Origin of the sequence: Limosilactobacillus coleohominis, assembly GCF_016901675.1 — a bacterium.
Lineage (GTDB): Bacteria > Bacillota > Bacilli > Lactobacillales > Lactobacillaceae > Limosilactobacillus > Limosilactobacillus intestinavium.
This window is the reverse complement of the sequence record NZ_JACJKU010000020.1, coordinates 1-23,289: the sequence shown is the minus strand read 5'-3', so window position 1 is coordinate 23,289 and position 23,289 is coordinate 1. Positions and strand designations below refer to the sequence as shown.

The 23,289-nt window shown below is 38.3% G+C and carries 27 protein-coding genes, 1 pseudogene and 1 other annotated feature; of the genes and pseudogenes, 15 read left to right on the top strand and 13 right to left on the bottom strand.

Annotated elements, in window-relative coordinates; all coding sequences use genetic code 11:
• The 9 genes and pseudogenes from H5975_RS03265 to H5975_RS03230 all read left to right on the top strand — a co-directional run.
• Positions 1-1,008, top strand: a 1,008-nt coding sequence (locus tag H5975_RS03265) for an ABC transporter ATP-binding protein (RefSeq protein ID WP_204784851.1), incomplete at its 5' end; no start/stop codon positions are given.
• Between the two features lies 1 nt (position 1,009).
• A complete protein-coding gene (locus tag H5975_RS03260; RefSeq protein ID WP_204784850.1) occupies positions 1,010-1,888 on the top strand; it encodes an ABC transporter ATP-binding protein in 879 nt (292 codons plus the stop codon).
• 30 nt (positions 1,889-1,918) lie between these two features.
• Positions 1,919-3,103, top strand: coding sequence for a metal-dependent hydrolase family protein (locus H5975_RS03255; RefSeq protein ID WP_204784849.1), 1,185 nt, complete (start codon positions 1,919-1,921; stop codon positions 3,101-3,103).
• A gap of 14 nt (positions 3,104-3,117) precedes the next feature.
• The gene (locus H5975_RS03250) at positions 3,118-5,016 is read left to right on the top strand and encodes an alpha/beta hydrolase family protein (protein WP_086132557.1); all 1,899 of its coding nucleotides are present in this window, start codon (positions 3,118-3,120) and stop codon (positions 5,014-5,016) included.
• A 13-nt stretch (positions 5,017-5,029) separates the two neighbouring features.
• On the top strand, positions 5,030-6,235 hold the full coding sequence (locus tag H5975_RS03245) for a metal-dependent hydrolase family protein (protein ID WP_086132558.1): 1,206 nt from the start codon (positions 5,030-5,032) through the stop codon (positions 6,233-6,235).
• Positions 6,236-6,248: 13 nt separating this feature from the next.
• Positions 6,249-7,598, top strand: a complete 1,350-nt coding sequence (locus H5975_RS03240; RefSeq protein WP_086132559.1) for a M20/M25/M40 family metallo-hydrolase — start codon at positions 6,249-6,251, stop codon at positions 7,596-7,598.
• Positions 7,599-7,778: 180 nt separating this feature from the next.
• A complete protein-coding gene (locus tag H5975_RS08685; RefSeq protein ID WP_086132560.1) occupies positions 7,779-8,042 on the top strand; it encodes a transposase in 264 nt (87 codons plus the stop codon).
• A 40-nt stretch (positions 8,043-8,082) separates the two neighbouring features.
• The gene (locus H5975_RS09255) at positions 8,083-8,427 is read left to right on the top strand and encodes an IS3 family transposase (RefSeq protein WP_428832677.1); all 345 of its coding nucleotides are present in this window, start codon (positions 8,083-8,085) and stop codon (positions 8,425-8,427) included.
• 12 nt (positions 8,428-8,439) lie between these two features.
• Positions 8,440-8,925: pseudogene (locus H5975_RS03230) on the top strand (IS3 family transposase); the annotation flags it as partial.
• A gap of 471 nt (positions 8,926-9,396) precedes the next feature.
• Here the strand turns inward: H5975_RS03230 and H5975_RS03225 are convergent.
• The 8 genes from H5975_RS03225 to H5975_RS03190 form a co-directional block, all read right to left on the bottom strand.
• The gene (locus tag H5975_RS03225; RefSeq protein ID WP_086132674.1) at positions 9,397-9,702 is read right to left on the bottom strand and encodes a hypothetical protein; all 306 of its coding nucleotides are present in this window, start codon (positions 9,700-9,702) and stop codon (positions 9,397-9,399) included.
• Complete coding sequence (locus H5975_RS03220) at positions 9,695-10,354, bottom strand: hypothetical protein (protein ID WP_086132675.1); 660 nt, start codon at positions 10,352-10,354, stop codon at positions 9,695-9,697. Before H5975_RS03220 ends, H5975_RS03225 begins: the two co-directional genes overlap by 8 nt.
• The gene (locus H5975_RS03215; RefSeq protein WP_098039533.1) at positions 10,335-11,753 is read right to left on the bottom strand and encodes a relaxase/mobilization nuclease domain-containing protein; all 1,419 of its coding nucleotides are present in this window, start codon (positions 11,751-11,753) and stop codon (positions 10,335-10,337) included. Before H5975_RS03215 ends, H5975_RS03220 begins: the two co-directional genes overlap by 20 nt.
• Positions 11,740-12,114 carry a plasmid mobilization relaxosome protein MobC gene (gene mobC, locus H5975_RS03210; RefSeq protein ID WP_086132329.1) on the bottom strand — a complete coding sequence of 125 codons (375 nt, stop codon included), beginning with the start codon at positions 12,112-12,114 and terminating at the stop codon, positions 11,740-11,742. The genes H5975_RS03215 and mobC overlap by 14 nt, the downstream gene beginning before the upstream one ends.
• Before the next feature lie 467 nt (positions 12,115-12,581).
• Positions 12,582-12,818, bottom strand: a complete 237-nt coding sequence (locus H5975_RS03205; protein WP_098039534.1) for a hypothetical protein — start codon at positions 12,816-12,818, stop codon at positions 12,582-12,584.
• A gap of 68 nt (positions 12,819-12,886) precedes the next feature.
• The gene (locus H5975_RS03200) at positions 12,887-13,180 is read right to left on the bottom strand and encodes a hypothetical protein (protein WP_085719888.1); all 294 of its coding nucleotides are present in this window, start codon (positions 13,178-13,180) and stop codon (positions 12,887-12,889) included.
• A 23-nt stretch (positions 13,181-13,203) separates the two neighbouring features.
• Positions 13,204-13,506 carry a helix-turn-helix domain-containing protein gene (locus H5975_RS03195; protein WP_085719886.1) on the bottom strand — a complete coding sequence of 101 codons (303 nt, stop codon included), beginning with the start codon at positions 13,504-13,506 and terminating at the stop codon, positions 13,204-13,206.
• A 2-nt stretch (positions 13,507-13,508) separates the two neighbouring features.
• The gene (locus tag H5975_RS03190) at positions 13,509-13,898 is read right to left on the bottom strand and encodes a type II toxin-antitoxin system RelE/ParE family toxin (protein ID WP_204784848.1); all 390 of its coding nucleotides are present in this window, start codon (positions 13,896-13,898) and stop codon (positions 13,509-13,511) included.
• Positions 13,899-14,035: 137 nt separating this feature from the next.
• Here H5975_RS03190 and H5975_RS03185 point away from each other — a divergent pair, with 137 nt between their 5' ends.
• Entirely contained in the window at positions 14,036-14,404 is a 369-nt protein-coding gene (locus H5975_RS03185; RefSeq protein WP_098039535.1) for a hypothetical protein, read from the top strand.
• A gap of 6 nt (positions 14,405-14,410) precedes the next feature.
• Here the strand turns inward: H5975_RS03185 and H5975_RS03180 are convergent, their stop codons facing one another.
• Positions 14,411-14,998 (bottom strand): site-specific integrase, encoded by a 588-nt coding sequence (locus H5975_RS03180; RefSeq protein ID WP_191684912.1) that lies wholly within the window; start codon positions 14,996-14,998, stop codon positions 14,411-14,413.
• Between the two features lie 421 nt (positions 14,999-15,419).
• Between H5975_RS03180 and H5975_RS03175 the strand changes: the two genes are divergently transcribed.
• Positions 15,420-15,710, top strand: a complete 291-nt coding sequence (locus H5975_RS03175) for a hypothetical protein (RefSeq protein ID WP_225209615.1) — start codon at positions 15,420-15,422, stop codon at positions 15,708-15,710.
• A gap of 101 nt (positions 15,711-15,811) precedes the next feature.
• Here H5975_RS03175 and H5975_RS03170 read toward each other — a convergent pair whose 3' ends face one another.
• The 4 genes from H5975_RS03170 to H5975_RS03155 all read right to left on the bottom strand — a co-directional run bounded on the left by H5975_RS03170 (position 15,812) and on the right by H5975_RS03155 (position 18,398).
• Positions 15,812-15,964: a hypothetical protein gene (locus H5975_RS03170; RefSeq protein ID WP_158227647.1), complete on the bottom strand. Its 153-nt coding sequence runs from the start codon at positions 15,962-15,964 to the stop codon at positions 15,812-15,814.
• A 49-nt stretch (positions 15,965-16,013) separates the two neighbouring features.
• The gene (locus H5975_RS03165; protein WP_225357562.1) at positions 16,014-16,283 is read right to left on the bottom strand and encodes a DUF5388 domain-containing protein; all 270 of its coding nucleotides are present in this window, start codon (positions 16,281-16,283) and stop codon (positions 16,014-16,016) included.
• Positions 16,284-16,333: 50 nt separating this feature from the next.
• Entirely contained in the window at positions 16,334-17,152 is an 819-nt protein-coding gene (locus H5975_RS03160; protein WP_204784847.1) for a ParA family protein, read from the bottom strand.
• 943 nt (positions 17,153-18,095) lie between these two features.
• Complete coding sequence (locus H5975_RS03155; RefSeq protein ID WP_275086859.1) at positions 18,096-18,398, bottom strand: hypothetical protein; 303 nt, start codon at positions 18,396-18,398, stop codon at positions 18,096-18,098.
• 744 nt (positions 18,399-19,142) lie between these two features.
• Positions 19,143-19,384, top strand: a binding site (T-box leader).
• Between the two features lie 152 nt (positions 19,385-19,536).
• Between H5975_RS03155 and H5975_RS03150 the strand changes: the two genes are divergently transcribed.
• The 4 genes from H5975_RS03150 to H5975_RS03135 all read left to right on the top strand — a co-directional run.
• Positions 19,537-21,165: a peptide ABC transporter substrate-binding protein gene (locus tag H5975_RS03150; RefSeq protein ID WP_239459588.1), complete on the top strand. Its 1,629-nt coding sequence runs from the start codon at positions 19,537-19,539 to the stop codon at positions 21,163-21,165.
• An 82-nt stretch (positions 21,166-21,247) separates the two neighbouring features.
• Positions 21,248-22,180 carry an ABC transporter permease gene (locus H5975_RS03145; RefSeq protein WP_204784846.1) on the top strand — a complete coding sequence of 311 codons (933 nt, stop codon included), beginning with the start codon at positions 21,248-21,250 and terminating at the stop codon, positions 22,178-22,180.
• 1 nt (position 22,181) lies between these two features.
• The gene (locus H5975_RS03140) at positions 22,182-23,138 is read left to right on the top strand and encodes an ABC transporter permease (protein ID WP_239459587.1); all 957 of its coding nucleotides are present in this window, start codon (positions 22,182-22,184) and stop codon (positions 23,136-23,138) included.
• The coding region (locus H5975_RS03135; protein ID WP_204784852.1) for an ATP-binding cassette domain-containing protein at positions 23,139-23,289 on the top strand (151 nt) is incomplete at its 3' end. It abuts the gene before it with no gap.

Genomic DNA, 23,289 nt, shown 5'->3' with positions numbered 1-23,289 from the left:
TTTAAGACCCTTGAAGGGACCGTCCACGCAATTCGCAATGTAACACTGAAACTACACCCCGGTGAAGTTCTCGCATTAGTTGGTGAATCTGGTTCCGGTAAATCTGTAACCACCAAAACCGTCATGCAGCTATTGCCTAAGAATGCAGAAGTGGTTAGCGGTAGTGTGGAATATGAGGGTCGTGACTTATTAAAGCTGCCTGAAAAGGAATTACAAAAACTGCGGGGAAATGATCTTGCAGAAATTTTCCAAGATCCGATGACTGCTCTTGATCCAACCATGCGGGTTGGTAAACAAATCATGGAACCCCTACTACAACACCAGGACATTAATAAAGAAGACGCGAAGAAAAAAGCGTTAGCAATTATGGAAAAGGTGGGAATCGTCAATGCTAAAGAACGGTTTAAAAACTTTCCATACCAGTTTTCTGGTGGGATGCGGCAACGAATTGTAATTGCCATGGCTTTGATTTGTCACCCCAAGGTTTTAATCGCGGATGAACCAACGACTGCCCTTGACGTTACCATTCAATCACAAATTTTAAAGCTAATTAAGCAGTTGAAGGACGAGTTGGGGACAGCAGTAATTTTCATTACTCATGACCTGGGTGTAGTTGCTGGGATAGCTGATCGGGTGGCGGTAATGTACGCTGGACGAATTCTTGAATTCGGATCTGTTAATGATATCTTTTACCACCCCCAACATCCATACACAGTTGGCCTATTAAAATCGACACCAACAATGGAGATGGGTGGTGGTGATCTCGAATCGATCCCAGGAACACCACCAAACCTAATTAACCCACCAGCTGGTGACCCATTTGCTTATCGTAATCGGTATGCCCTAAAGATTGATTTTAAGAAATTACCACCATTCTTTAAGGTCAGTGATACTCATTACGCGGCAACTTGGCTATTGGACAAACAAGCACCAAAAGTTCATTTAACGGATAAGCTTGATCAACGTCGTCAACATTATGCAAAGCTCGTTGAAAAGGAGGCCCATTAAGATGACCGAAAACCTAGTAGAAGTTCATCATTTAAAAAAATATTTCCACCAAGGACGTCCTGATGAAGTCCATGCGATTGATGATGTTTCCTTTAACATTCAACGTGGTGAAGTCTTTGGCCTAGTAGGTGAATCAGGTTCAGGTAAGACAACAACCGGGCGGTGCATTTTAAATCTATATCAGCCAACTTCTGGTGACATTATTTATGACGGTGAGGACGTCACTAAACTAAAGGGACGTCAAAAATTAAAGGAATTTCATCAAAAAACTTCAATGATTTTTCAGGACCCATACTCTTCTTTGGATCCCCGGATGTCAGTTCGTGACATTATCGCTGAAGGACTTAAAATTCACCAAAAGATTACCAATCGTCAAGAACTTGATGAAAAAGTCGCGGAGACCATGAAATTGGTTGGGCTAACACCAGACCTTATGAATAGGTATCCGTATGAATTTTCAGGTGGTCAAAGACAACGGATCGGAATCGCCAGATCACTTGCGGTTGAACCAGAATTTGTTGTTGCTGACGAACCATTATCAGCTTTGGATGTTTCCATTCAAGCACAAATTGTTCAACTCATGGAACACCTCAAGGAGGTTAGAAATTTAACTTACCTTTTTATTGCTCATGATATTTCGATGGTTAAATATATTTCTGACCGTATTGGAGTTATGTATCATGGCAAGCTTTTGGAATTAGGAACAGCAGATGAAATTGTTAATCACCCACTGCACCCATATACACAGAGTTTATTATCTGCGGTTCCAGTTCCAGATCCTACTTATGAACGAGTACGAAAACAATTTACTTATGATGAAGAACCAGCAAATGTACCTTTACGCGAAGTCAAGCCAGGTCATTATGTTGCGTTGGCTTAAGAAATAAATTAAAGAGGGAGAGTGTTTATTATGGCAGTTCAATATAAAAATGCTCGAGTTTTTAATGGCCATGAATTTGTCAAAACAGATTTTACCGTTGAAGATGGCTATTTTAAAAACGTTGGTAAGAATAGTAACACTGATCAAAGCGTCGATTTAACAGGAAGGTTTGTGACCCCCGGCCTAATTAATGCTCATACCCATATGACAATTCCAGCTGACCCCTTCTATTGGACTAGTCGACCACAAAATACAGTTTCTAAAACAGTCTTAGCAATGCAAAATCTAAAAGAGGCGTTATCAGTTGGTGTAACCTACGTTCGTGATGTTGGCTCAACTGATAATGTTGACCTGACATTAATGAAACTTAACCTTCCTGACTTACCAGGAATTGTTGGTAGTGGTCGGGCCTTATCAATGACTGGTGGTCATGGTTCTAACAAGAGTGGTAATCCCGACGATGGAACTTTAGAGGTTGATGGTGTTGACGGCGTTCGCCAAGGTGCCCGGACGGTTTTAAAGGAGGGAGCGCGGAATGTTAAGTTAATGGCTACGGGTGGCGTAGCCTCACCAGGAGAAACACCATTTGATGTTCAGTTATCTGAAAAAGAAATGCATGCTGCCGTCGTTGAAGCCCACCATAAAGGATTCCCAACCGCTGCCCATGCTCAAGGAACTGAAGGAATTAAGAATGCTGTTCGCGCTGGAATCGATTCGGTTGAACATGCTATTTTTATGGATGACGAAGCGGTTGAGTTAATGAAAGAGCACGGGACTTTTGTTGTCCCAACATTGGTCGCTCCACGGGCGATTTATGAAAATCCTGACCACCTTCCAGATTTTATGGTAAAGAAAGCGCGCCAAGTTGCAAAAGCTCATCTTGCAAGTATCCGTAAGATTGTTAAGGCAGGTGTTCCCGTTGCAATGGGAACGGATGCCGGGACTCCATATAACACCTTCGGCCATTGGGTCGTTAATGAATTAAAAATGTATTTAGATGCGGGAATGACTCCGGAACAGGTATTAAATTCAGCGACAACCGTGGCTGCTAAATTGTTGCGGGTTGATGATCATGTCGGGAAAGTTGACAACGAATTTGAAGCAAACTTTGTTGTCCTTGATAAGAATCCATTCGATGATTTTTCAGCATTTGAACAAGCGGTTGCCGTTTATCGGAAAGGACGGCGAGTTGTTAACCGGTTGGATGTTAAATAAGGAGGATGATAATCATGAATGGTTTAAATGTTAATGACCTCGTTAATTTAACGAATACCGGTGCTTTGAAAACCCATTTGAGCGCTCGGGCATGGTTAACCGCCTGCGCCAACGCTGATGATCTTGAACATTATCGTTGGCAACTATGGTTTCAACCTCTTGACCAAACACCTGTAATGGTTGTTGAGACTAATAACCAACCTGGCTTTACCTTTAATGGTGACCACCAATTAGTTTACACGACGGTTAATACACAAACGAAGCACACGCGTCTTCATTTTTATGATGTAAAAAATTATGAAACAAGTAAGACGGTTTTATTAAAAGGCCACCAATTAAAGGTTTTGGAGAAACTTGCCGGTGGACAATTTTTGCTCGGTGGCAGAACACAACGACCAGATAAAGAACCGAATAAGCCTTGGCATGAACTCAAAGAGGTTCCCTATTGGTCAAATGAAGAGGGCCTGGTTGACCAAACAAGACGCCACCTGTGGGTGTTTAATTCGGCAACCGAACAATTAAATGATTTGCTACCTCAGGACTTTGATTGTTCGAATTATTGGTACCAAGATGGTCAACTCTTTTTATGTGGGGTAAGTTACAAAAATTCACGACCATTTAAGGATGGTCTGTATAAATATGATTTTGTCAATCAAGAATTACAGGAATTAGTTCGTCCTAATCAATATCGAGTAGATACTATTGCTCTCTTAAAGGATCAATTATTTGTTCTAGCAAGTAACTGCAAGATCTATGGGATGGGTGAGAACCCTAATTTCTACCGTTATTCTGGTCACACCCTGCATTTAGTAGCTAAATGGGACCACAATGTTGGCAATATTGTGGTTAATGATATGACCGTTGTTGGTGGTCACAGTAGCACTGTTAGTGATGGTAAGTTGTACTTTGTTTCAACCGTTATTGACCATACTGAGGTATATTCATTTGATGGTCAACATATTAATTTAACCTTTAAGTGGCCTGGTGCAGTTAATTCACTAGCTTCAGAAAATCAGCGACTTGTCTTCACTGCAACGACGGCTGATCAACCGCAACAGGTTTATCAATATGATGGTAGTGATTTGAGACAAGTAACGAAATATAATCGCTTCTTGCAAAAGCGGTCAGTGGCGACAATGCACGAATTTGAATATTATGATTCCACTAATCGTCAATGTCATGGATGGGTACTGTATCCGGTTAATTATCAATCTGGTAAGAAATATCCGGCAGTTCTTGAGGTCCATGGTGGTCCACGAGCAACTTATGGCACCAGTTTTTTCCATGAAATGCAAGTCCTTGCTAATGCCGGTTACTTTGTACTATTTACTAATTTACATGGTTCGGAAGGACAAGGAGATGAATATGCTGATCTGCGTGGTCGCTATGGACAAGTTGACTACGCAGATTTGATGGCATTTACAGATGCCGTTCTGAAACAGTATGTAGATATCGACCCGACCAAGGTTGGTATTACTGGTGGTAGCTATGGTGGTTACATGACTAACTGGGTAATTGGTCATACTAATCGTTTTAAAGCAGCGGTTAGTCAACGGAGTATTGCAACATGGGTTTCGATGATGATTTCCGACATTGGACCAGAATTTGTTACCGACCAGTTAGCAGCCAGTCTCGATCAAGAAAATGGTATGCAGACTTATTGGCAACATTCACCGTTATCCTATGTCCACAATGTCCAAACACCGACTCTTTTCCTTCATTCTGACCATGATTTCCGCTGTCCAATTCCTGAAGGTTACCAAATGTTTCAATCGATGAAGCTTCAAGGAGTGCCAACTAAACTAGTTGTCTTCCATGGCGCTAATCATGATTTGTCAAGGGATGGTCGTCCTGACCAACGGATGAAACGTTTGACTGAAATGGTAGCCTGGTTTAATAAGTATCTAAAGTAAGGAGGGACTAACAATGACAACAACATTATTTCATAACTGTAATTTATTCACTGGAACTAAAAATAAAGTAACTCCTGATGCCTGGTTTACGGTTGATGATGATACCGGTCGATTAACTGCATTAGGGACAGGTAACCAGCATGGCGAAGCAGATCATGTTGTGGATCTTCAAGGTCAGTATGTAATGCCAGGATTGGTTGACGCCCATACTCATATGATGATGGATGCTTTAACCAACAAGCTGTACTACCTTACGGAAACTGAAGTCACCTTGCAAGCATTAGAGAACCTCCGGTCAGCATTACGAGCTGGTGTTACCTACGTTCGTGATTGTGGCGCCGCGTTTGATGTTGATATTAAACTTAATAAGTATCGTGCTAAACACCCGTTTGTTGGACCGGAAATTTTACCCTCTGGTCGGCCAATGTCGATGACTGGTGGACATGGTGATTTTACAGAAGGTGAGCATGGTGAAACTACTTGGGGATACCTCGTTGATTCTCCAGAAGAAATGCGTCATGCAGTTCGGTTAGCTTTCAAGGAAGGCGCCAAAAATATTAAAGTAATGTCAACTGGTGGAATTATGTCAGCAACTGACCAGGTTGATGATACCGAATTAAGTCTGGAAGAATTAACAATGGCGGTTAAAGAAGCGCACTCTAAACACATGACGGTTGCCGCCCATGCTGAAGGAGCAAAGGGTATTCATAATGCAATTGTTGCCGGGGTTGATTCAGTTGAACATGGCTGTTACTTACGACCAGAAGATGTTGAATTAATGAAAGAAAAGGGAACTTACTTGACCCCAACGTTAATTGCTGGTTACACAATTCCTAAATTTGGTCAAGGTAAGCTTCCTCAATATATGTTAGATAAAGCGGAAGCTTTCTTAGATGACTTTTTTGAAAATGTTGGTCGCGCACTTCAGGCGGGTGTTAACCTTGCCTTTGGAACTGATTCGGGGACGCCCTTTAATGAATTTAAAGATGCACCGTTGGAACTCGGTTTGATGGTCAAGGCTGGGGCAACGAATTATCAAGCACTACATGCTGCTGGATTAGGCTCTGCAACTTTATTGCGGGTTGATAAGGATTATGGAAGTTTGGAAGAGGGCAAATTTGCCGATTTTCTTGTTTTGAAGGAGAACCCATTAGCTGATGTTAGTGCTGTTCAACAGGTTGATAAAAAGGTTTATCAGCATGGTCAGCAGAAATTCTAGGAGGTGAAAACTAATGGAACTAAACCGTAATAAGGTTGAGGAATATGCCCTTGACCACTGGTATGATTTTAAAGAATACCTAGAACATCCAAGTATTTCTGCACAAAATAAGGGGATTAATGAAACTAGTGATTGGTTAGTGCAAACCTTTAAAGATTTAGGAGCTAAAATCGCAACTAAATGGGATGACCAGGGTGGCAACCCGGTTGTTTTTGCCGAATTTAATGGCCATAGTGATTATACCGTTCTCTTTTATAATCATTATGATGTTCAACCACCTGAACCATTAGACGAATGGAAATCGGCACCCTTTAAGCCCACCGAAAAGAACGGAAAATTGGTAGCTCGTGGTGTTTGTGATGATAAAGGTGAATTAATGGCTCGCCTTGGTGTTGTTAAATACTTTAATGAGCATGGTGGTTTACCCGTCAATCTTAAGTTTTTCGTTGAAGGGGAGGAAGAAACTGGCAGTCAGCATGTTCCGCTATATGTCAATGCTCACCAAGATGAATTAAAAGCAGATGCTTGTATTTGGGAAGGCGGCGGCAAAAATTCGGTAGACCATTTTGAAGTCGTTGCAGGTGTCAGGGGCATTGTCAGTTTTGATATTAAAGTTAAAACGGCGAACGCTGATATTCACTCATCATTGGCAAGTTATGTTCCTAATGCTGCTTGGCGATTGTTAGAGGGCTTAGGTTCTCTCCGCGATTCTCACACGGGGAGAATCACCGTGAAGAATTTTTATAGTGATATTGAACCTTTAACAACTGACGAAAAGGCTGCCGTTGATGAAATGGATTTTGACGAAGATAATGTTAAAGAAACCTATGGACTAAAGCGACCACTGGTTACAAATCACCCCCGTGAGGAGTTGGTTAACGGAACGACCCTGACAATTAATGGCCTTTCTGCTGGTTATGAAGGCGCTGGGGTTAAAACAATTGTTCCAAAGGAAGCAAGTGCCAAACTGGATTGTCGATTAGCACCTAACCAAGAACCCAAGAAGGTAATGGAATTGCTTAAAGAGCAGTTAAGAGTAAATGGCTATGATGATTTTGAAGTACATCTTAATGTCGCGGAAGATGCTTGGCGGACACCAATGAACGACCCGTTCGTCCAACAAGCACTCAAAACTGCTCGGGTTGTATATGGTCCGATGACAAAGTTTGTCCCGAATACAGCAGGAGGCGGACCGGTTCAACCATTTGGAGAAACACTTAATCTGCCAGTAGTAATGGTTGGTGTTCATTACGCGAAGAGTGGTCCGCATGCTCCTAATGAACACATTCGCCTCAGTGATTACGCAGAAGGAAGTTATTATTTAGCCACTTTCCTCAATCAACTCGGTGAAAGTCACCAATAATATAAATTCAATCATTCATAATATTTAGCCTCTCAGGTTCAAAACAGCTGAACTTGAGAGGCTTTATTTTAAATTATTTGTAAAGTCAATTCATTCTGGTGGATGTAAGCTGATTCCTGAGACAACTTTTAAGAGAGCGTATAATGAATAAATCGTCTCTCAAAAGGAAGAAATTTTTACATGCCAACTCGTTACGACAAAGAATTCAAACAAAACATCATCAACCTATATAAACAAGGCGAATCAGCCGCCCAACTGGCCAGAGAATATGGCATTGGCTATTCAACCGTTCATAAGTGGATCCAGGGCCAAGCCAAAACTCAATCCGGTAAATCGCCAGACGAAATTAAAGCGATGAAAAAGCGGCTGGCTTCCCTGTCTGAGGAGAACGAAATCCTAAAAAAGCCCTGGGCTTCCTTGCGCAGAAGTAACCAATATTTTTGATTACATTCACCAAGAAAGCCATAACCACCAGGTAACTAAGATGTGCCGAATCCTCGGTGTTTCCAGAGCTCAGTATTATCGTTATCGATCCCCAAAGCCTTCAAAACGCCGGGCCGAAGATGAGGACTTAAAACAACGGATTCTGCGGATCTTTGCGGAATTCAAGCAGCGATACGGCGTTATGAAGATCCACCATGAATTGAATCTGGAACTTCAACCACTGCAGTGTCAGTGCAGCCCAAGACGGATTTCCCGGCTCATGAAGGAACTGGATATCCACTCCGTCCCCGTCAATAAATGGAAAGCGGCTTCGGCTTCCAAAACCAAGGTTGAACAGCGTCCCAACTTGCTTAAGCAGGATTTCTCGACCACTAGTCTAAATTAAAAATGGACCGCTGATATGACCTATATTCAAACGAAGCGTAATGGCTGGTGTTACTTATCAACCATCATGGATCTGCACTCAAGACGAATTATCGGCTATTCATTCTCAAAAAAGATGGATACTAATTTAGTCTTAAAGGCCCTGGAAAGCGCGGTTAAAAATCGAACCATTACTGGGGATCTGATTATCCACACAGACTTAGGATCACAGTACACCAGCGATGATTACAACCAACGGTTAACAGAACTACATATCCGCCACTCTTACAGCCGTAAGGGGTGTCCATACGATAATGCACCAATGGAATCTTTTCATGCTTCCCTCAAAAAGGAATGTGTTTATCCAGTGCCGGTCTTTGAGAATTATGAAACTGCCGCTGCTGTCCTTTTTGAATATGTGCATGCTTTCTACAATAGGAAGAGAATTCATAGTTCACTGGTCTCCCAGACCCCCTTACAAGTTGAAATCGCAACACTTACGAGCCAGATGGCCGCCTGATTTAATGCTTTCCATGGCTCAAATAAGTTATTAATAACGATTAATGATTTATTTGGGCTGTGGAAAGTAAACGCGGTTCTGAATGTCTCTTAAAACCTGTCTCAAATATTGACTTCAATCCACTTTTAATTTTTTAAAAACGTCGTTTGTAAAATTAAGTTAGAAATATAAAAAAGCCATTTGTGATAGACTTTTGAATAACCACAAACAAAAGTAAAGGAACATCACAAATGACCTACAAGCATCTTACCACACGTGAATTAACTCTCATAGCTACAAGGTACTAAGGCTTATCAAGCTGCTAAGTTACTCAAACGTGGAAATTATTCGAGTATTTGATAATAGGATGGATGCATTGGCAATTTTGTTAGAGTATCTAGAGAAGAAGGAGAAGTAATAGTTGCTACTGTTTGGTAGTACTTATTGCTTCTCCTTGTTTAGTGGAATTAATAATAGAAGTAGATGATGATTTTATAATGAGGGACCATCGTCTGGTTGTTTATAATTAAATGATTGCTGTGCAATGCGTTGTCGTTCTTTCTTTAATGCTTCTTTGTATTCTCGTTGTTTTGTTAGTGTCCAAGCCCAATTTGTAATTGGCAGCTGTTGATGGATTTTTTTGACTAATTCAACATTAGGATCGGTAGGTAGTGACAAAGATTCTATAGCATATTGTAAAGTAAGTTGGTCTTTTAAGTTTCTTTGAAATTCAGTAGTTGAGACAACTTCAACTGTGTCATTGTTGTGCTTTTTAAATATCCATTGTTCTTTATTCATTGTCTGAATCCTCCTGCTCCGCTTTGTGGTAAAGCCAAGCAACTAAAATGCTAATTACGATTAAAGCAATTACACTTACAACTGGATGTTGCTTGAACCCCTTAAACCAAAGAATAAATCCTGAAAAGATGCCGGCACTTAATGTAGCAATCATTAACCAGAATAAAGCAACAACAATTTGACCTAGTTGAGAAATTTTATCGTCAAGCTCATTTAATTGGCCATTCATATCGTTCATTTTTCGTTTAATGGGTGCTTCTTGATCGTTGATTGCTTTTGCTAATTGGTTAAATTGTTTTTCAATCGATTCACGTTGAACGTTACCAATATATTCGCCTAGCTTATTATTAGTCTTTTTTTCAACAACCGCCCTTAATTCTTCGATCGTTGAAGCATCAACCATGATCTTCTTTTTCTGAACATAGGTAGCTATCTTTTTAAGGAGTGTTTGAACACCAGTGGCAAAAGTAGCTTGACCTTCCTGAACTTTGCCGATTAGTTGATTAGTTGTATCGAAATTACGAACATATTCGACTAGCAGCTTTTGTTGTTCATCTGGTTTATCTTCCAAGGCCTTAACACGATTTAGTAATGATTGAATAACTGCTTGATCACCGCGGACATCATCAACCTTAGAACCTAGGGCCGCCAATGTCGTGTTCGTGTTGCTTAATGATTGGTTGAGGTTGCTTTGGCTCATGCCTTGCTGTGTGGCGAGATTGTTTTGGTTGCTTAGCACATTGGTTAATGTTTGACCGTTGTTTCTTACTTGATTTGTCAGTATTTCGGTTTGCTTCTTTACGATTTTGACGTCTGATTTGATTTCGTTGACGTTGGTTGTCAAGTTTCCGCTTTTTGGTTTCTGCGTCATAGGTGCTGGTGTCGAATTGTTGTTCTTTGCTGGATGTGTATTGCTGAATTGATTTCCTCGATTGATTGCCATATTTATCATCCTCGCTTTCTTCATCTAGAAATCGTTGATTAATCTGTTGCTGTAACAATTGCTGTTGACGTAACTGTTGCAATTGTTCAGCATTTGTTTGTCGTGAAGTGTCAGGGTTAGTTTCAGTTTGTTCTTGGATACTTTGCTGATTCTTTCTCTGGCGTTGCTTAAACTCTTGCTGAATAGATTGTGGGGTAAATGAAAGGCCAAGTCCTCGTTTACCTCCACCTTTAGCATAGCCAAAATCACGAGCCGAATGAGAAGTAAAGTCGTCTCCAATAAATGTATACGTAATTGCGTCACGATAGATCTTTTTGCCGTGCTCATCTTTACCAATTGAAGCTTGGCGATGTTTAACTTTAACCCCGTTATTAGCTTCTAAGACTGTTTCAAAGTCTTCAAAATTATCGGTATTATTGAAGGCATCGAGAATGCGTTCTTTTAGATCTTCTTTCCAAATATAACCACCACGTTCGTCAATTTTAACGGCTTTAGAGTTAACTAAATTAACTTGATTTTCTTTAACTGGCTTAAATTCGCGGCCAGTTAATTTTTTAAAATTTTTAGTCATGTAGTTATCAAAATTATTACGGATTCCTAGATAATGGACTAGCTTTTTATTTTTGGTGACGGTTCGGGAGTTAACACTAATTAGATTAGTATCAAGTACTTTTCCATTGGTAAGAACTGAATTACAGGAAACGTGGACATGGAGATTTTTACCCTCAGAATCACACTGGACTGCTTCTAAATATTGAGCAGTTGATGGCAATAGCTGATGCAAAAAGTCATTAACTAACTTTAATGCTTGTCGGGCTTGTTGAAGTAAATTTTGTTTAGTCGGATTAAATTCTTGTTGACTAAAGCTAAAAATTAAATGATAAACTTGAACCTTCTTATTTGGATTTTTTGCTCGTTGTCGTACTGCCCAATACTGATCGGCAAGATAACGAGCATTAACTTTATTAGCATAATCACCATAGACATTTTGCCCGTTAAATAAAAGTGAACGGTGACTAGTTAGTTCAGTATTATGGGCTTTCTCATTAATTAAATAGTTAAGATTTGCTCCAGCATTAGTTGAACTAATAACTTTAACAATGCTCATTAATATCACTCCGCAGTTGATCGATTCTTTTTGTTACGGTGTTAAAGGCATCAATCAGTTCTTTTCCTAGATCGTTATTAGGATACTTATTAATATAGTGGGCGATTTGATTAATATTATTAAAAACTTGAGTCCGTGTTAACGTATCCATAATGTATTTTCGACTAGCAAGCAACTGCATCTCACGGTTAGCAGTTGCTTGCTGCCGACTGAGCGCCGTCGTCAGAGTAACGTCATCAATGTTATCTAAGATCTTACGAATCAGTTCGTTGACGTTGTACCCTGTCTTGGCGCTCAACGATGATAAGTGTTGGTCTTGCTGTTCCGTAATTCTAATGTGCTTGTTTACCAACTTCGCCATTATAATTCCTCCACATCAAGAATAATTTGAGAGTTCGAAAGGTCCTTTGACCTACGGTCAATCGTCCCAATCTCACTTCAAATTATAACACTTATCATCGTTAGCAAGCAGTTTACTTCGTGTACACATTAACTACGTTAATTAGTGACACTTGTATTGCTTGCAGGAACAGATTACATCTTTCCCTTGACCCTTTTAGTGCTACTTCTTGTTGTGAAGTAGCCAAGACAATTTACTTTTTTCCTTGTCGAAAAAGTAAACAAAACAAACAGAAACTTACTTGCAAGTTTCATCAGCAAGTTACCTTTTGAATTCGTCAAAGGTAACCGAACACCGACCAAATTTGGTTACAAGTTTGGATAAATAAAGTACTTTTTCATCAACGAAAAGGGCTCAAACAGTTGCTTAACTTTTCAAAAAAGTTAAGATTAAAAAAGAGTTCAAAACTTACGTAATGAACTCTAATTTTAAAATGGTTGTTGATTATTATGTTCTTGTAATTGTTGTTCACCATGAATATTTTTGGAATTATCTTGATTAAACCAATTGTTTAATTGTTGATCAAATTCTTTATCAGTCATATCAATTAATTGTTTATCTAGCTTAGCAACTTTGGATAACTTTGCTAAACGTTTTTTTGCTAAACGACCATATTTTAATTCGAGCTTTTGCTTAAATGCTTTTAGTTCTTCTGTTTCGCTCATTATAATTACCTCCTTGAATTATTGAAATATTAATCAATTTATTTTTAGTGAAAAAGGTTTCCTTTAGTTTAACAATTATAGTACTTTGCACTATCAGGAAAATCAGCATCATATTCATAACTTGTGCCCTCAGGAACTCCTTTTTCTCGTAAAAGGTCTACTAATTCATCTTCACTATATTTATCACTATCAATATCAAAATAAGCTGCTAGTTGATTTAGTTGATCGTCTTCAAGAGTTTCTAAGTCGGGCCATTCGATGTAGTTTCCATATACGGCCCCTTCATTACTTCCACTACCTTCTTCTGTACCAACGTAGGGATTTAAAATTTCAAGCATTTCTTCTAAAAAATCGTTATCCATTTAAATTTCTCCTTTAAGTTATTTTAGATTAAACGTAGTTCGTTTACTAAGGAATTATTTCTAATTAAAAGGGTTAGAAGTTTTTGTGATGAACGGTTTGGTTCAGTTCGATCCATTTCCCATGATTCTACAGTCCGGGGAGAAACACCAATAAGGCCAGCTAAACCTTTTTGAGTGACGTTTATTTGCTTTCGCAAATTTTTGATAACGTTACCGTCAAATTCTGGCCTTATAGGAATAGATGTTTCAATAACTTCTACGTTAGTATCTTTTCCATCTAAAAAGTCTTGGTATTCTTTCAATGAATTTTCAATAATTGATGCCATAATTATTTCTCCTTCCTATCACGTTTTTTAGCTTCAATGAATTTCTTAATTAAATGCTTTTCTCGTTTAGATAAAGTGGCCTTCTTATTCTTAGGATAAACTGTCAAGAAGAATAAGTGATTGATTGAAGAATTATAAACAAAGTAGATTGTTCGAAAACTACTACTTTTGCCCTTTTGATAATTATCTGGAGTGAAGCGATATTTAATAGCTCCCCCAGTTCCTTCAATAATAGCACCAGGAAACTTCTTACCGTGGTTATTATCTGGAGCATTACGTAGATAATAAGAAATATCATCAATTAATTCTTGTCGGTTTTCTTTGGTTAAGCCACAAGCATACCATTGTTCCATAAAAGACTGACCAAAGATAAATTTTACTTTATTACACATATATATCCTCCACAATCAGTATATACGATTTAATCGTATATGTAAAGACGTATGCTGATTAAGCAATACTTTTTATACACTTAGTAAACTTTACTCATTACGTAGTAGAATAAAATAAGAAAGAAGTTTTGAATAATATGGAGAAATTACCAAGTAATTTAGCAGTTAAGCACCAATATCGGTTATGGATATTAAAAGCAATTTATTTTTTGGAATTAGCTGGTTATAAACCAGAAGACTTTATTCCAGGCAATTCAATTACTATTAAAGGTAATGGTGATATTCATGGAAATCTTATTAGTGCTCATAATTATGTGTTAGATGCTATAGAAGAGCGTCGTAATAAGAGAAATAGTAAAATACCCGAAAGAGAACAGGTGTATGTATTGCCTCCAGATGCCTTATGGTTAGAGGAAAATTTGATACCATTAGAAAAAATATTATCTAAAATGCTTGATAAATATCAACCAGATAAATCGACAATATTTGAGTATAACAATAGGTGAAAAATCTTAATCGAACCTCACTTCATCGAGCATTTGTTCACGGCTGACTTGATCCAGTCCTAAATACTTGAGGGTCATTGCTTCTGATGAGTGGTTGAGGAGTGACATTACTAGACCGATATTATAATGAGTTTGCGTGTAGACCCGATAAGCTCCAGTTTTTCTCATTGTATGAGTACCGAGGTAATCAATACCGAGCAGATCACCAGTTTTGGCCATAATTTTGTAGAATTGCTTCTCCGTAATATGACGATCTGGGTGTTTAGTTGAAGGGAAAAGCCATTCGGAGTAGATATTTTTTTGGTTTAGCCATTGAAAGTAGTATATTAGATCCTGTTTTACTGGTTTTAAGTACAAAATATTGGGCTTTCCGGTCTTTTTATCACGAATATAAGCATTTTTAGCGATAGTTCCATCATTATTGAAGATTTCATTGCGTCTCAGAGCTAATAAATCAGACACTCGGAGCAGAGTAGCCTTGCCAACTTGGAAGATGGTGTAATTACGGCGGCCAGCTTTGAAATTATGGAGTAAAGTATCCTCAACTTCATGTAGAACATTACTGTCTTTGATTGGTAGTACTAGTTGTTTCATGTTAATTGTCCTTTGTTTGATTCATGTTATAATATAAGTGTAAAAGATAGTTGAGGATTATGTATTAAGTTCTCACCAACACAAAAGCCCCTCGGTAATCCGCCATAATTACCAAGGGGCTTTAATTGTGGGTTGAATGCTGTCACTGACTATTTATCACTTGCGATGGTTTAACCAATACGCCAGGCAAACGGGAATTACCACGAGGGATAATTGTGATAAATAGTGTAAAAGATAGGTTAGCAGATTATTCATAGGTTCTCACCTCCCAACATTAGAAAGTAGATTCTAAGTGAGTATGTGACAGCCTTTCAATTATATCATGACAGTAGAAGCACCTTGGGTAGGAAGTAATTTTTACTAAGGGCGCTCACGAGCGCCGAATAGGATTTGTGAATAGAAATTATCCTAGGAGGTACTCATGATGGTTAAAAATAATAGTGAAATTATTGCAGAAACTGATGAGGACTTACAACTTCAAGCTGGATTGCAGCTTAGTAGTGCAGAACGGCAATGTTTATTACAAAACGGTATGCTGTTTATGGATTTACAAAGAGTTAAGCCTTATTTGGCCGGCATTCGTCGTTACTTACAAGATACGCAACCAGCCGAACGAGTTTGGACACTGTTTAAGGTCCAAGATGTTGCCGATAATCAGTTATCACATTACATCTTATCAGTTGCCATTAACCCACAAAATCAGGGTGAATAATTCAATATAGCAAAATAATAACCCCTAACTAGGCATTACGTCTAGCTAGGGGTTTATTTTTCAACGTTTCCGAGGGGCTATTTATTAAAAATGGACCCTAATTAATCGATTGGATTAAAAAAGTGAGGAATATATTCAGTATCTAGCAAATTAAGTGCAACAACTACAGGAATTTTGAATTCTTTACGATCAAAGGCACCCTTAGAATTATTTTTTGCAATAGAACAGTAGTTCCGTGCATGGTTCAGTTCCATGCTACGGCTAACTCTAATTGTAAAGTCACCATTTTTACTATCAGGAGCATTAATCTTTTAGACGACTTTTAACAGTATAGAAATCTTTCATTTCTAATGACTGTACTACCTTATTTAATCTATTTTGATCTTCTTTACTTAATTGATTAATACGTGATTGTACTAAGTCGTTAATTAATTGCTTGGTATTTTCGGCTACTCCTAAATCAATTAGAGCAGCTACTTGGTTAGTAATATGATTATCGACTCGTAGATTACGGGTAAAGGTTACTGATTGAGTTTTAGGTACAATTTCATCACGTCTAACCTGATTCTTCACGTGTACATTTACCTTATCCGATAATTTTCTATTATGTTGAAGTAGTGACATTATTCTTTTACTCCCAATCGTTCAAGAATTTCTTTTGCAACGTCTATATATGCTTTATGAGTTCGTTTGTCCCAAATATCAGTCTTACCATCAGTAATTCCGGTAATATCCATTCTCTTTACACGTTCCATAGTCATAATATGACTGCTAAAAATGTTTTCTAAACCAAATTCCTGAATAGCAGAATTCAAAATCTCAGTATCAACTTGTGCATTTCGCTTAGAAAGTACCGGTAAAATGCCAAAAATATCAACGCTTGAGTGGAATTCATCAATTAGATTTGATTGAAGATAGTTAACCAATACTTTAGCCCCGTCTAAAGCTCGTTCTTGAGTTTGTAAAACAATAACTAATTGATCGCAGGCATAAAATGCTGAATCGTTAGCCAATCCAAATGTTGGCGGGACGTCAATAAAGATAAAATCATACTTATTTCGTAAATCGGTATTTATCTTATCAGCTAAATATTGGACCCGCTCTGCTTCATTATTAAAGGTATTTTCAAGAAAACGTGAGTAAAGGAAAAAGTCTGAAGCATTAGGAATTAAGTCAAGATTATCAATAACTGGAATAGTTATTTGTGAGAAATCAATATTATTTTTAATTGCTGTCATTAATGAAGTCTTAATTGGAGTAACACTAGAACTATATTTAGATTTTGTTTTAATAAAAAGAGAAGTAAGATTTGCCTGGGGATCAAAGTCGATTGTTAAACATTTATATCCCATTTTGGCAAGATTATAACTAACTAAGGCGGTTGTTGAAGTTTTTCCAACACCGCCTTTTTGATTACAAAAAGACATTACGCAAGTTTTCATGTTAAAACCTCCTGGTAGTAATTACACTACTATCATAGCTTTTGTTAACAAACTCTTCAAGCATATATATGTATATAAATATATATGCGTATATATACGTGTTTTAAAAAACTATTGTATTAAATAACAAAATATGTAATTATTAACACAGTTAATAATTGAATAAATCAGAGTAAAGAAAAAGCCCATTAAAGTATTGGCGTACTTTAACGAGCTACCGATTAACTAGGACAAGTAGTCAATCGGGGTTGTCTATTTCTTTTAATACAATCAATTTTAAGGGAAGTAGACTAAAATTTCAAGATATAGCTACGCAAAATTATCAGTGAAATTAAACCCTAAAATCACGAAAGTCGACTAGTTAATCTAGTCGGCTTTTTCTTTTGGGTCGCAACCGTTAAACTCGCCAGCAGTGGCACTGCATCGTAGTCGCATCTCGTAATCGCCCGTGATTCCTTGGACGTGTAGGAATTGTAGTTAACAACTATGGGAATTCCAATCCCAGTATTTATCACATAATGCTAAAAGAGTGGCATAGGAAGCCTCGGAAATGCTACGGACAACCTTGTTTATCGCGCGAGTTCTTTGGGTCCTCGCAGAAGATTTCTCTTTGAATGTAGAGAAAACCTAAAACCAACCCTGAGATAAACAAGGACAAGGGCGGGGTGCGTTTAAACTGTCTGCATTGCTTATTTGCTGAGCTAATAACGTAAGTTGTTGGTTGAGTAAATAAGCGATGGGTTGAATGAGAGAGAACTCTCTCGAAACTTTTTAGCCACAGATAGGCTAGGTTTCGAGAGAGCAAGGCTGCGCAAGCAGAGCTTGCTTCCTAGGGTGGGGGAGTTAAGGCGAAGTACGCTTTAAAGAAACCAACATTAACGAACAAAGTTGAAACTTTGTTCGTTAATGTTGGTTGATATTAAATAGTGTAAGATTGTGTAGTTTAGTTGAATAATCTTTCTAATAGGTTTCCTTTTTGTACGGTTTCATTGCTGTATAGTGAGTACGTGAGTGGTTCATTAGATATTGTTTTTAGTGTTGGACTGGTTAATTTGATACTTCCAATACGTTGGCCCTTTTTTATGGGGGCTTGTAGGTTCTGGGTATTATTGATCAGTTTATTGTTCCAAATGGTAAGTTTTTTCGGAGTGGTAGTTATTGTTTGTCGTGTTCCATATTTAATCTTAACGTTAGTGATCTTTTTAGGTAGGCTAATTTCTTGCAAGTGGTAGTCTTGTTTTAGCATTTTATACAGTTCTTGAGTTTGTACGAATCGGTTATCTTTATTATTACCATTAGCATGAAGGACTACTGTAATAATTTGGTGTCCCTGATAGTTTCCTGTACTAACAAAACAAGCTCCGGCCTTATCTGATGTACCGGTTTTTAAACCATTAATTTTAATGACAGGCTATAATAATAAAAGTACATACCAATATAAAGAGAGAATAAGTAAAAGAAAAAAGTTCAGTAAAAAAAGTATGATATGTCCTTAAAAGACATTAATAGAAAATTAGAGGCGGTAAAGAGAGTAGTTGGTGAGACAAGATATGATGGTATTAGATCCTTACATATACGCGTTGCTGTCTTTAATTGGAAGTACTAGTTGCTTAATTGTTATGTCGCCTTCCTTTTATTACCAATTTATGAACATATTCTTTATTATTAGCATTAATATCAGTGCCTAATTTGGTTAGGATAGTAGTTCCTTCTTTTTGGACGGTCGATTAAATGTGCTTTAGAAAGTGAGGTAAGCGCAAAACCAAGTCGTGTCATGAAGGGTTGATAATTTCTTCCAGTTTTTTGTGACCTAACAAATTTCAGTGAATCGTTAGGAATGCTATCAATATTCTTTACTAAATATTCAGCTTAGACTTATTATAATCATCAATAAATCGCTTTCACAAAAAATATTAAAAATAATGTTAGAAAATCGTTGACAAATGAGAGTATTCTCAGTAATATTTAATGCAACAATTAATTGAACAAAGGAAATGCTTTGAGAGGAACAGTAAGAATTTACGAAGTGCGTAGAGAGCTCTCATGAATGGTGAAAGAGAGACACGGGGTAATTTCTTAAAATCATCCTTGAGCATGGTAACTTGAACTAATAGTAAAGTTACCAAGAATGCACCCTTTATCGTGCCAGCGTATGAATACGTACGTCAGAGGTTTAGTCAGTGATGACTAAATGAAATTAGGTGGTAACACGATAAATGGATCGTCCTAAGCAGCATAAGTTGTAGCGCTGCTTAGGACTTTTTTTGTTCAATTAAAGCAAGTTTTCTAAGTGAGGGGAAGAACATGGAATCCGACATTTATTAGTAAGATTAAAATTAGATTAAAGAGAGCTTATATTATAAGCCTTACGGGAGGAATTTATTATGAGAATGAACAAGAAGGTATTAACTTTAGCCGGTGTAGCTTTAACAGCAATGTCCTTAGCAGCCTGTGGTAATAACGGTAAAAATAAAGCAAGTGGTGATTTAAACGTTACCTTAAAAGCAAATCCAGTTACGCTAGATCCTGCTAAAACAATTGAAACACCAAGTTCATCGATGCAAACACAGTCATTTGAAGGGCTTTTAAAGTATGACAAAAACAATAAGGTGGTTCTTGGTGAAGCTGCTAGTCAACCAAAAGTTACGAATGATGGTAAGACATGGACCTTCACTTTAAAGAAGGGTCTGAAATGGAGTAACGGTGATCCTGTTACTGCTCAAGATTATGTAGCCTCGATGCGACACTGGGCAGATCCAAAAACTAAGTCACAAGCTGCCGATCGCGTTGCTGATCTAGAAAACTACGAACAGGTTTCTAAAGGTCAAGCCCCAACATCAGCACTTGGCGTTAAAGCGCTCGGAAAAGATAAGGTGCAATTTACATTTAGTAAAAAGTTACCAACGGTTAATGTTCGGAACAACTTTGCTTCTAACTTAAAGCCAGTTAACCACAAAGTCCTGGCAAAAGAAGGAAGCAAGTATGGTTCAACTTCCGATAAGGCCGTTTATAACGGACCATACAAGGTTGCAAACTGGACCGGTGGTAGTGATGATAACTGGAGCTACGTAAAGAACAATCAATACTATGGTAAAAAGAATGTTCATATGAACAAGGTTAACGTTCAGGTTACCAAAGATAACAACACCGCTCAAAACTTGTTTAAGTCTGGTAAAATTCAAGAAACATCTGTTACTGCTGATTACGTTAAGGGTAATAAAAATAACAAAGAACTACACACTAGTTTAATGGCAACCCAATATTACCTCTACTTCAATGGTAAGAATGACTTAACAAAGAATGAAAACTTCCGTCAAGCCGTTAACTACGCCTTTGATAACAATCAATTAGCAAAGAAGGTTCTCCAAGATGGCTCTGTTGGTGCTACTGGTTGGGTACCAAAAGGTGATATGAAGAATCCAAAGAATGGTCAAGACTTTGCTGAAGAAGCTGGCCATCTGCAAAAACAAAATAAGAAGAAGGCTCAGGATTACTGGAAGGCCACCCAAAAGGATCTTGGTAAGAAGAACATGACATTAAATCTATTAGCAGATAACACCGATGATCAAAAGCAAGTGGCTGAATATCTTCAATCGACATTACAAAAGCAATTTAAGGGACTCAAGGTTGAAGTGACAACATTACCACACGCACAACACGTTAGTCGTGATTTTGCTGGTAAGTTTGAACTGAACCTAACCGATTGGAATTCTGATGTTCCTGATGCTTCTGATTTCCTTTCTCTTTTGAAGACCGGCAACAAGGTTAACTTTACTAACAACACTGATCAGAAACTTGATGACTTACTGAACCAAGCCAACGATGGTACAAAGTCTGCTAGTGAACGTTACAAGCTTCTTCAACAAGCAAATAAGCAAGTTCATACTAATGCTGATGGTGTTCCTCTGTACACCGCTGCTCAAGCACACTTAGTTTCTAAACATGTTACTGGTTTAAACTACGGTCCATTCAACACCGTTGCTCAATACCAATACGCTCAATGGAAGAAGTAAAACTAATATCCGAAGCTTAAATAAAGAAGGTCTGCTTGCTCCTCTGTTAGACCTTCTTTATTTATAAGAACAGGAGGATTTTATGAGAAAGTATATTATTAAACGGTTACTAATGATGGTGCTAACTCTATTCATTGTTGCCACCTTAACATTCTTTTTAATGAAGATGATTCCGGGATCGCCCCTTGGGAACACGATGAAGCTTTCAAAGGCTCAACAGTTAGCCGTTGAAAAACAATATGGATTAAATAAGCCCGTTTGGCAACAATACCTTTCTTACATGACAGGGGTTCTCCACGGTAATTTTGGAATGTCCTACCAATATAATAGTACGACGGTCGCTTCCTTAATTGGCCACCGGGTAGGGCCATCCATCCTCATTAGTTTTCAAGCCTTGGTATTAGGGGTTGTTGTTGGAATCCTCTTGGGATGTGTCGGTGCCTTAAAAAAGGGGACGTGGGCTGATGCTACCAGTAGTACATTAGCAGTCATCGGTATTTCATTCCCCAGCTTTATTCTGGCGATCTTACTGCAGTACTATCTTGGTTTTAAATTAGGATGGTTTCCAGTAGCAAGTTGGGACGGCTTCCCATCAACCATTTTACCAACAATTGCACTGTCGGCTGTACCAATGGCCCAAGTTTCACGATTTGTCCGGACGGAAATGGTGGAAGTCTTAAATTCTGACTATATCTTATTGGCAAAAGCAAAAGGATTATCAGTCCCACAGGTTGTTTTCCACCATGCATTAAAGAATAGTATTATTCCTGCTTTAACATTAATTGGCCCATTAGCAGTTACCCTTATTACTGGTTCAATGGTGGTTGAAAATATCTTCTCGGTTCCAGGAATCGGTGAGTTATTTATTAACTCAGTTTTGGCTAATGATTATCCAGTAATCATGGGCTTAACAATGTTTTACTGCCTATTACTATGTGGCATTTTGTTGCTGACTGATGTTGTGTATGGATTGGTTGATCCACGAATTCTTTCAAAGGAAAAGGGGGAACATTAAGATGGAGACACCTAAAAAATCTACTTCAAAATCAAAAAATGAAGAATTTCAGTTTGTCAATCTCGATGAAGTGACTGCCGCTCAAAGTGGAGTTGCCCAAAAGTCCTTATCCTTTCATGAGAAAGCTTGGCATCAGTTAAAGCATAATCATGCTGCGATGGCTTCCTTAATTTTTCTGCTCTTCATTGCGGTTGTATCAGTGGCTTCCCTATTTTGGATGCCCCATGATCCTAACGCACAAAATGTTAGCCTATCAAATTTGAAGCCGTTCACTAATGGTAGTTATCCGTTAGGGACCGATGGACTAGGGCGCGATATGTTTTCACGACTCCTTTATGGCACGCGAATTTCGTTAATGATTGCATTATTTGCCACCCTTGTTGATATTTTAATTGGTGTTCCATACGGTCTCGTTTCCGGATGGTGTGGTGGTCGTGTTGACAATATTTTACAACGGATCATTGAAATCATTAGTTCAATTCCAGAATTGGTATTAATCATGCTGTTACTGATCATCTTAAAGCCAGGAATGGTTTCCATCATTCTAGCAATTGCACTTAGTTCATGGGTTTTGATGGCACGATTAGTGCGTGCCTCAGCGATGCAAATCAAGAGTGCTGATTTTGTTCTCGCTGCTCAAGCAATGGGGGAAAGTCCCATGCAAATCGCATTTCGTCACATTTTACCGAATACGATGGGTGTGATTATTACACGGACAATGTTTACAATTCCGGCAGCAATTTTCCTGGAAGCGTTACTTTCCTTTATCGGAATCGGTGTTAAAGCGCCCAATGCTTCATTAGGGACATTATTAAATACTGGTGAAAAAGGGTTCCAATTCTATCAATACCAATTATGGGAACCGGTCCTCGTCCTATCTTTAATGATGATTGCCTTCAACTTACTTGGTGATGGATTACGGGACGCATTTGATCCTAATACGAGGGGGGAGAAATAAATGGCAGAAGACGTACTGACAATTAAACATCTTTCGGTTGATTTTAAGACCCTTGAAGGGACCGTCCACGCAATTCGCAATGTAACACTGAAACTACACCCCGGTGAAGTTCTCGCATTAGTTGGTGAATCTGGTTCCGGTAAATCTGTAA

Coding starts and splice junctions, on each gene's coding strand:
- H5975_RS03260 (WP_204784850.1), top strand. CDS start 1,010: ATGACCGAAAACCTAGTAGAAGTTCATCATTTAAAAAAATATTTCCAC.
- H5975_RS03255 (WP_204784849.1), top strand. CDS start 1,919: ATGGCAGTTCAATATAAAAATGCTCGAGTTTTTAATGGCCATGAATTT.
- H5975_RS03250 (WP_086132557.1), top strand. CDS start 3,118: ATGAATGGTTTAAATGTTAATGACCTCGTTAATTTAACGAATACCGGT.
- H5975_RS03245 (WP_086132558.1), top strand. CDS start 5,030: ATGACAACAACATTATTTCATAACTGTAATTTATTCACTGGAACTAAA.
- H5975_RS03240 (WP_086132559.1), top strand. CDS start 6,249: ATGGAACTAAACCGTAATAAGGTTGAGGAATATGCCCTTGACCACTGG.
- H5975_RS08685 (WP_086132560.1), top strand. CDS start 7,779: ATGCCAACTCGTTACGACAAAGAATTCAAACAAAACATCATCAACCTA.
- H5975_RS09255 (WP_428832677.1), top strand. CDS start 8,083: ATGTGCCGAATCCTCGGTGTTTCCAGAGCTCAGTATTATCGTTATCGA.
- H5975_RS03225 (WP_086132674.1), bottom strand. CDS start 9,702: ATGAATAAAGAACAATGGATATTTAAAAAGCACAACAATGACACAGTT.
- H5975_RS03215 (WP_098039533.1), bottom strand. CDS start 11,753: ATGAGCATTGTTAAAGTTATTAGTTCAACTAATGCTGGAGCAAATCTT.
- mobC (WP_086132329.1), bottom strand. CDS start 12,114: ATGGCGAAGTTGGTAAACAAGCACATTAGAATTACGGAACAGCAAGAC.
- H5975_RS03205 (WP_098039534.1), bottom strand. CDS start 12,818: ATGAGCGAAACAGAAGAACTAAAAGCATTTAAGCAAAAGCTCGAATTA.
- H5975_RS03200 (WP_085719888.1), bottom strand. CDS start 13,180: ATGGATAACGATTTTTTAGAAGAAATGCTTGAAATTTTAAATCCCTAC.
- H5975_RS03195 (WP_085719886.1), bottom strand. CDS start 13,506: ATGGCATCAATTATTGAAAATTCATTGAAAGAATACCAAGACTTTTTA.
- H5975_RS03190 (WP_204784848.1), bottom strand. CDS start 13,898: ATGTGTAATAAAGTAAAATTTATCTTTGGTCAGTCTTTTATGGAACAA.
- H5975_RS03185 (WP_098039535.1), top strand. CDS start 14,036: ATGGAGAAATTACCAAGTAATTTAGCAGTTAAGCACCAATATCGGTTA.
- H5975_RS03180 (WP_191684912.1), bottom strand. CDS start 14,998: ATGAAACAACTAGTACTACCAATCAAAGACAGTAATGTTCTACATGAA.
- H5975_RS03175 (WP_225209615.1), top strand. CDS start 15,420: ATGATGGTTAAAAATAATAGTGAAATTATTGCAGAAACTGATGAGGAC.
- H5975_RS03170 (WP_158227647.1), bottom strand. CDS start 15,964: ATGGAACTGAACCATGCACGGAACTACTGTTCTATTGCAAAAAATAAT.
- H5975_RS03160 (WP_204784847.1), bottom strand. CDS start 17,152: ATGAAAACTTGCGTAATGTCTTTTTGTAATCAAAAAGGCGGTGTTGGA.
- H5975_RS03155 (WP_275086859.1), bottom strand. CDS start 18,398: ATGCTAAAACAAGACTACCACTTGCAAGAAATTAGCCTACCTAAAAAG.
- H5975_RS03150 (WP_239459588.1), top strand. CDS start 19,537: ATGAGAATGAACAAGAAGGTATTAACTTTAGCCGGTGTAGCTTTAACA.
- H5975_RS03145 (WP_204784846.1), top strand. CDS start 21,248: ATGAGAAAGTATATTATTAAACGGTTACTAATGATGGTGCTAACTCTA.
- H5975_RS03140 (WP_239459587.1), top strand. CDS start 22,182: ATGGAGACACCTAAAAAATCTACTTCAAAATCAAAAAATGAAGAATTT.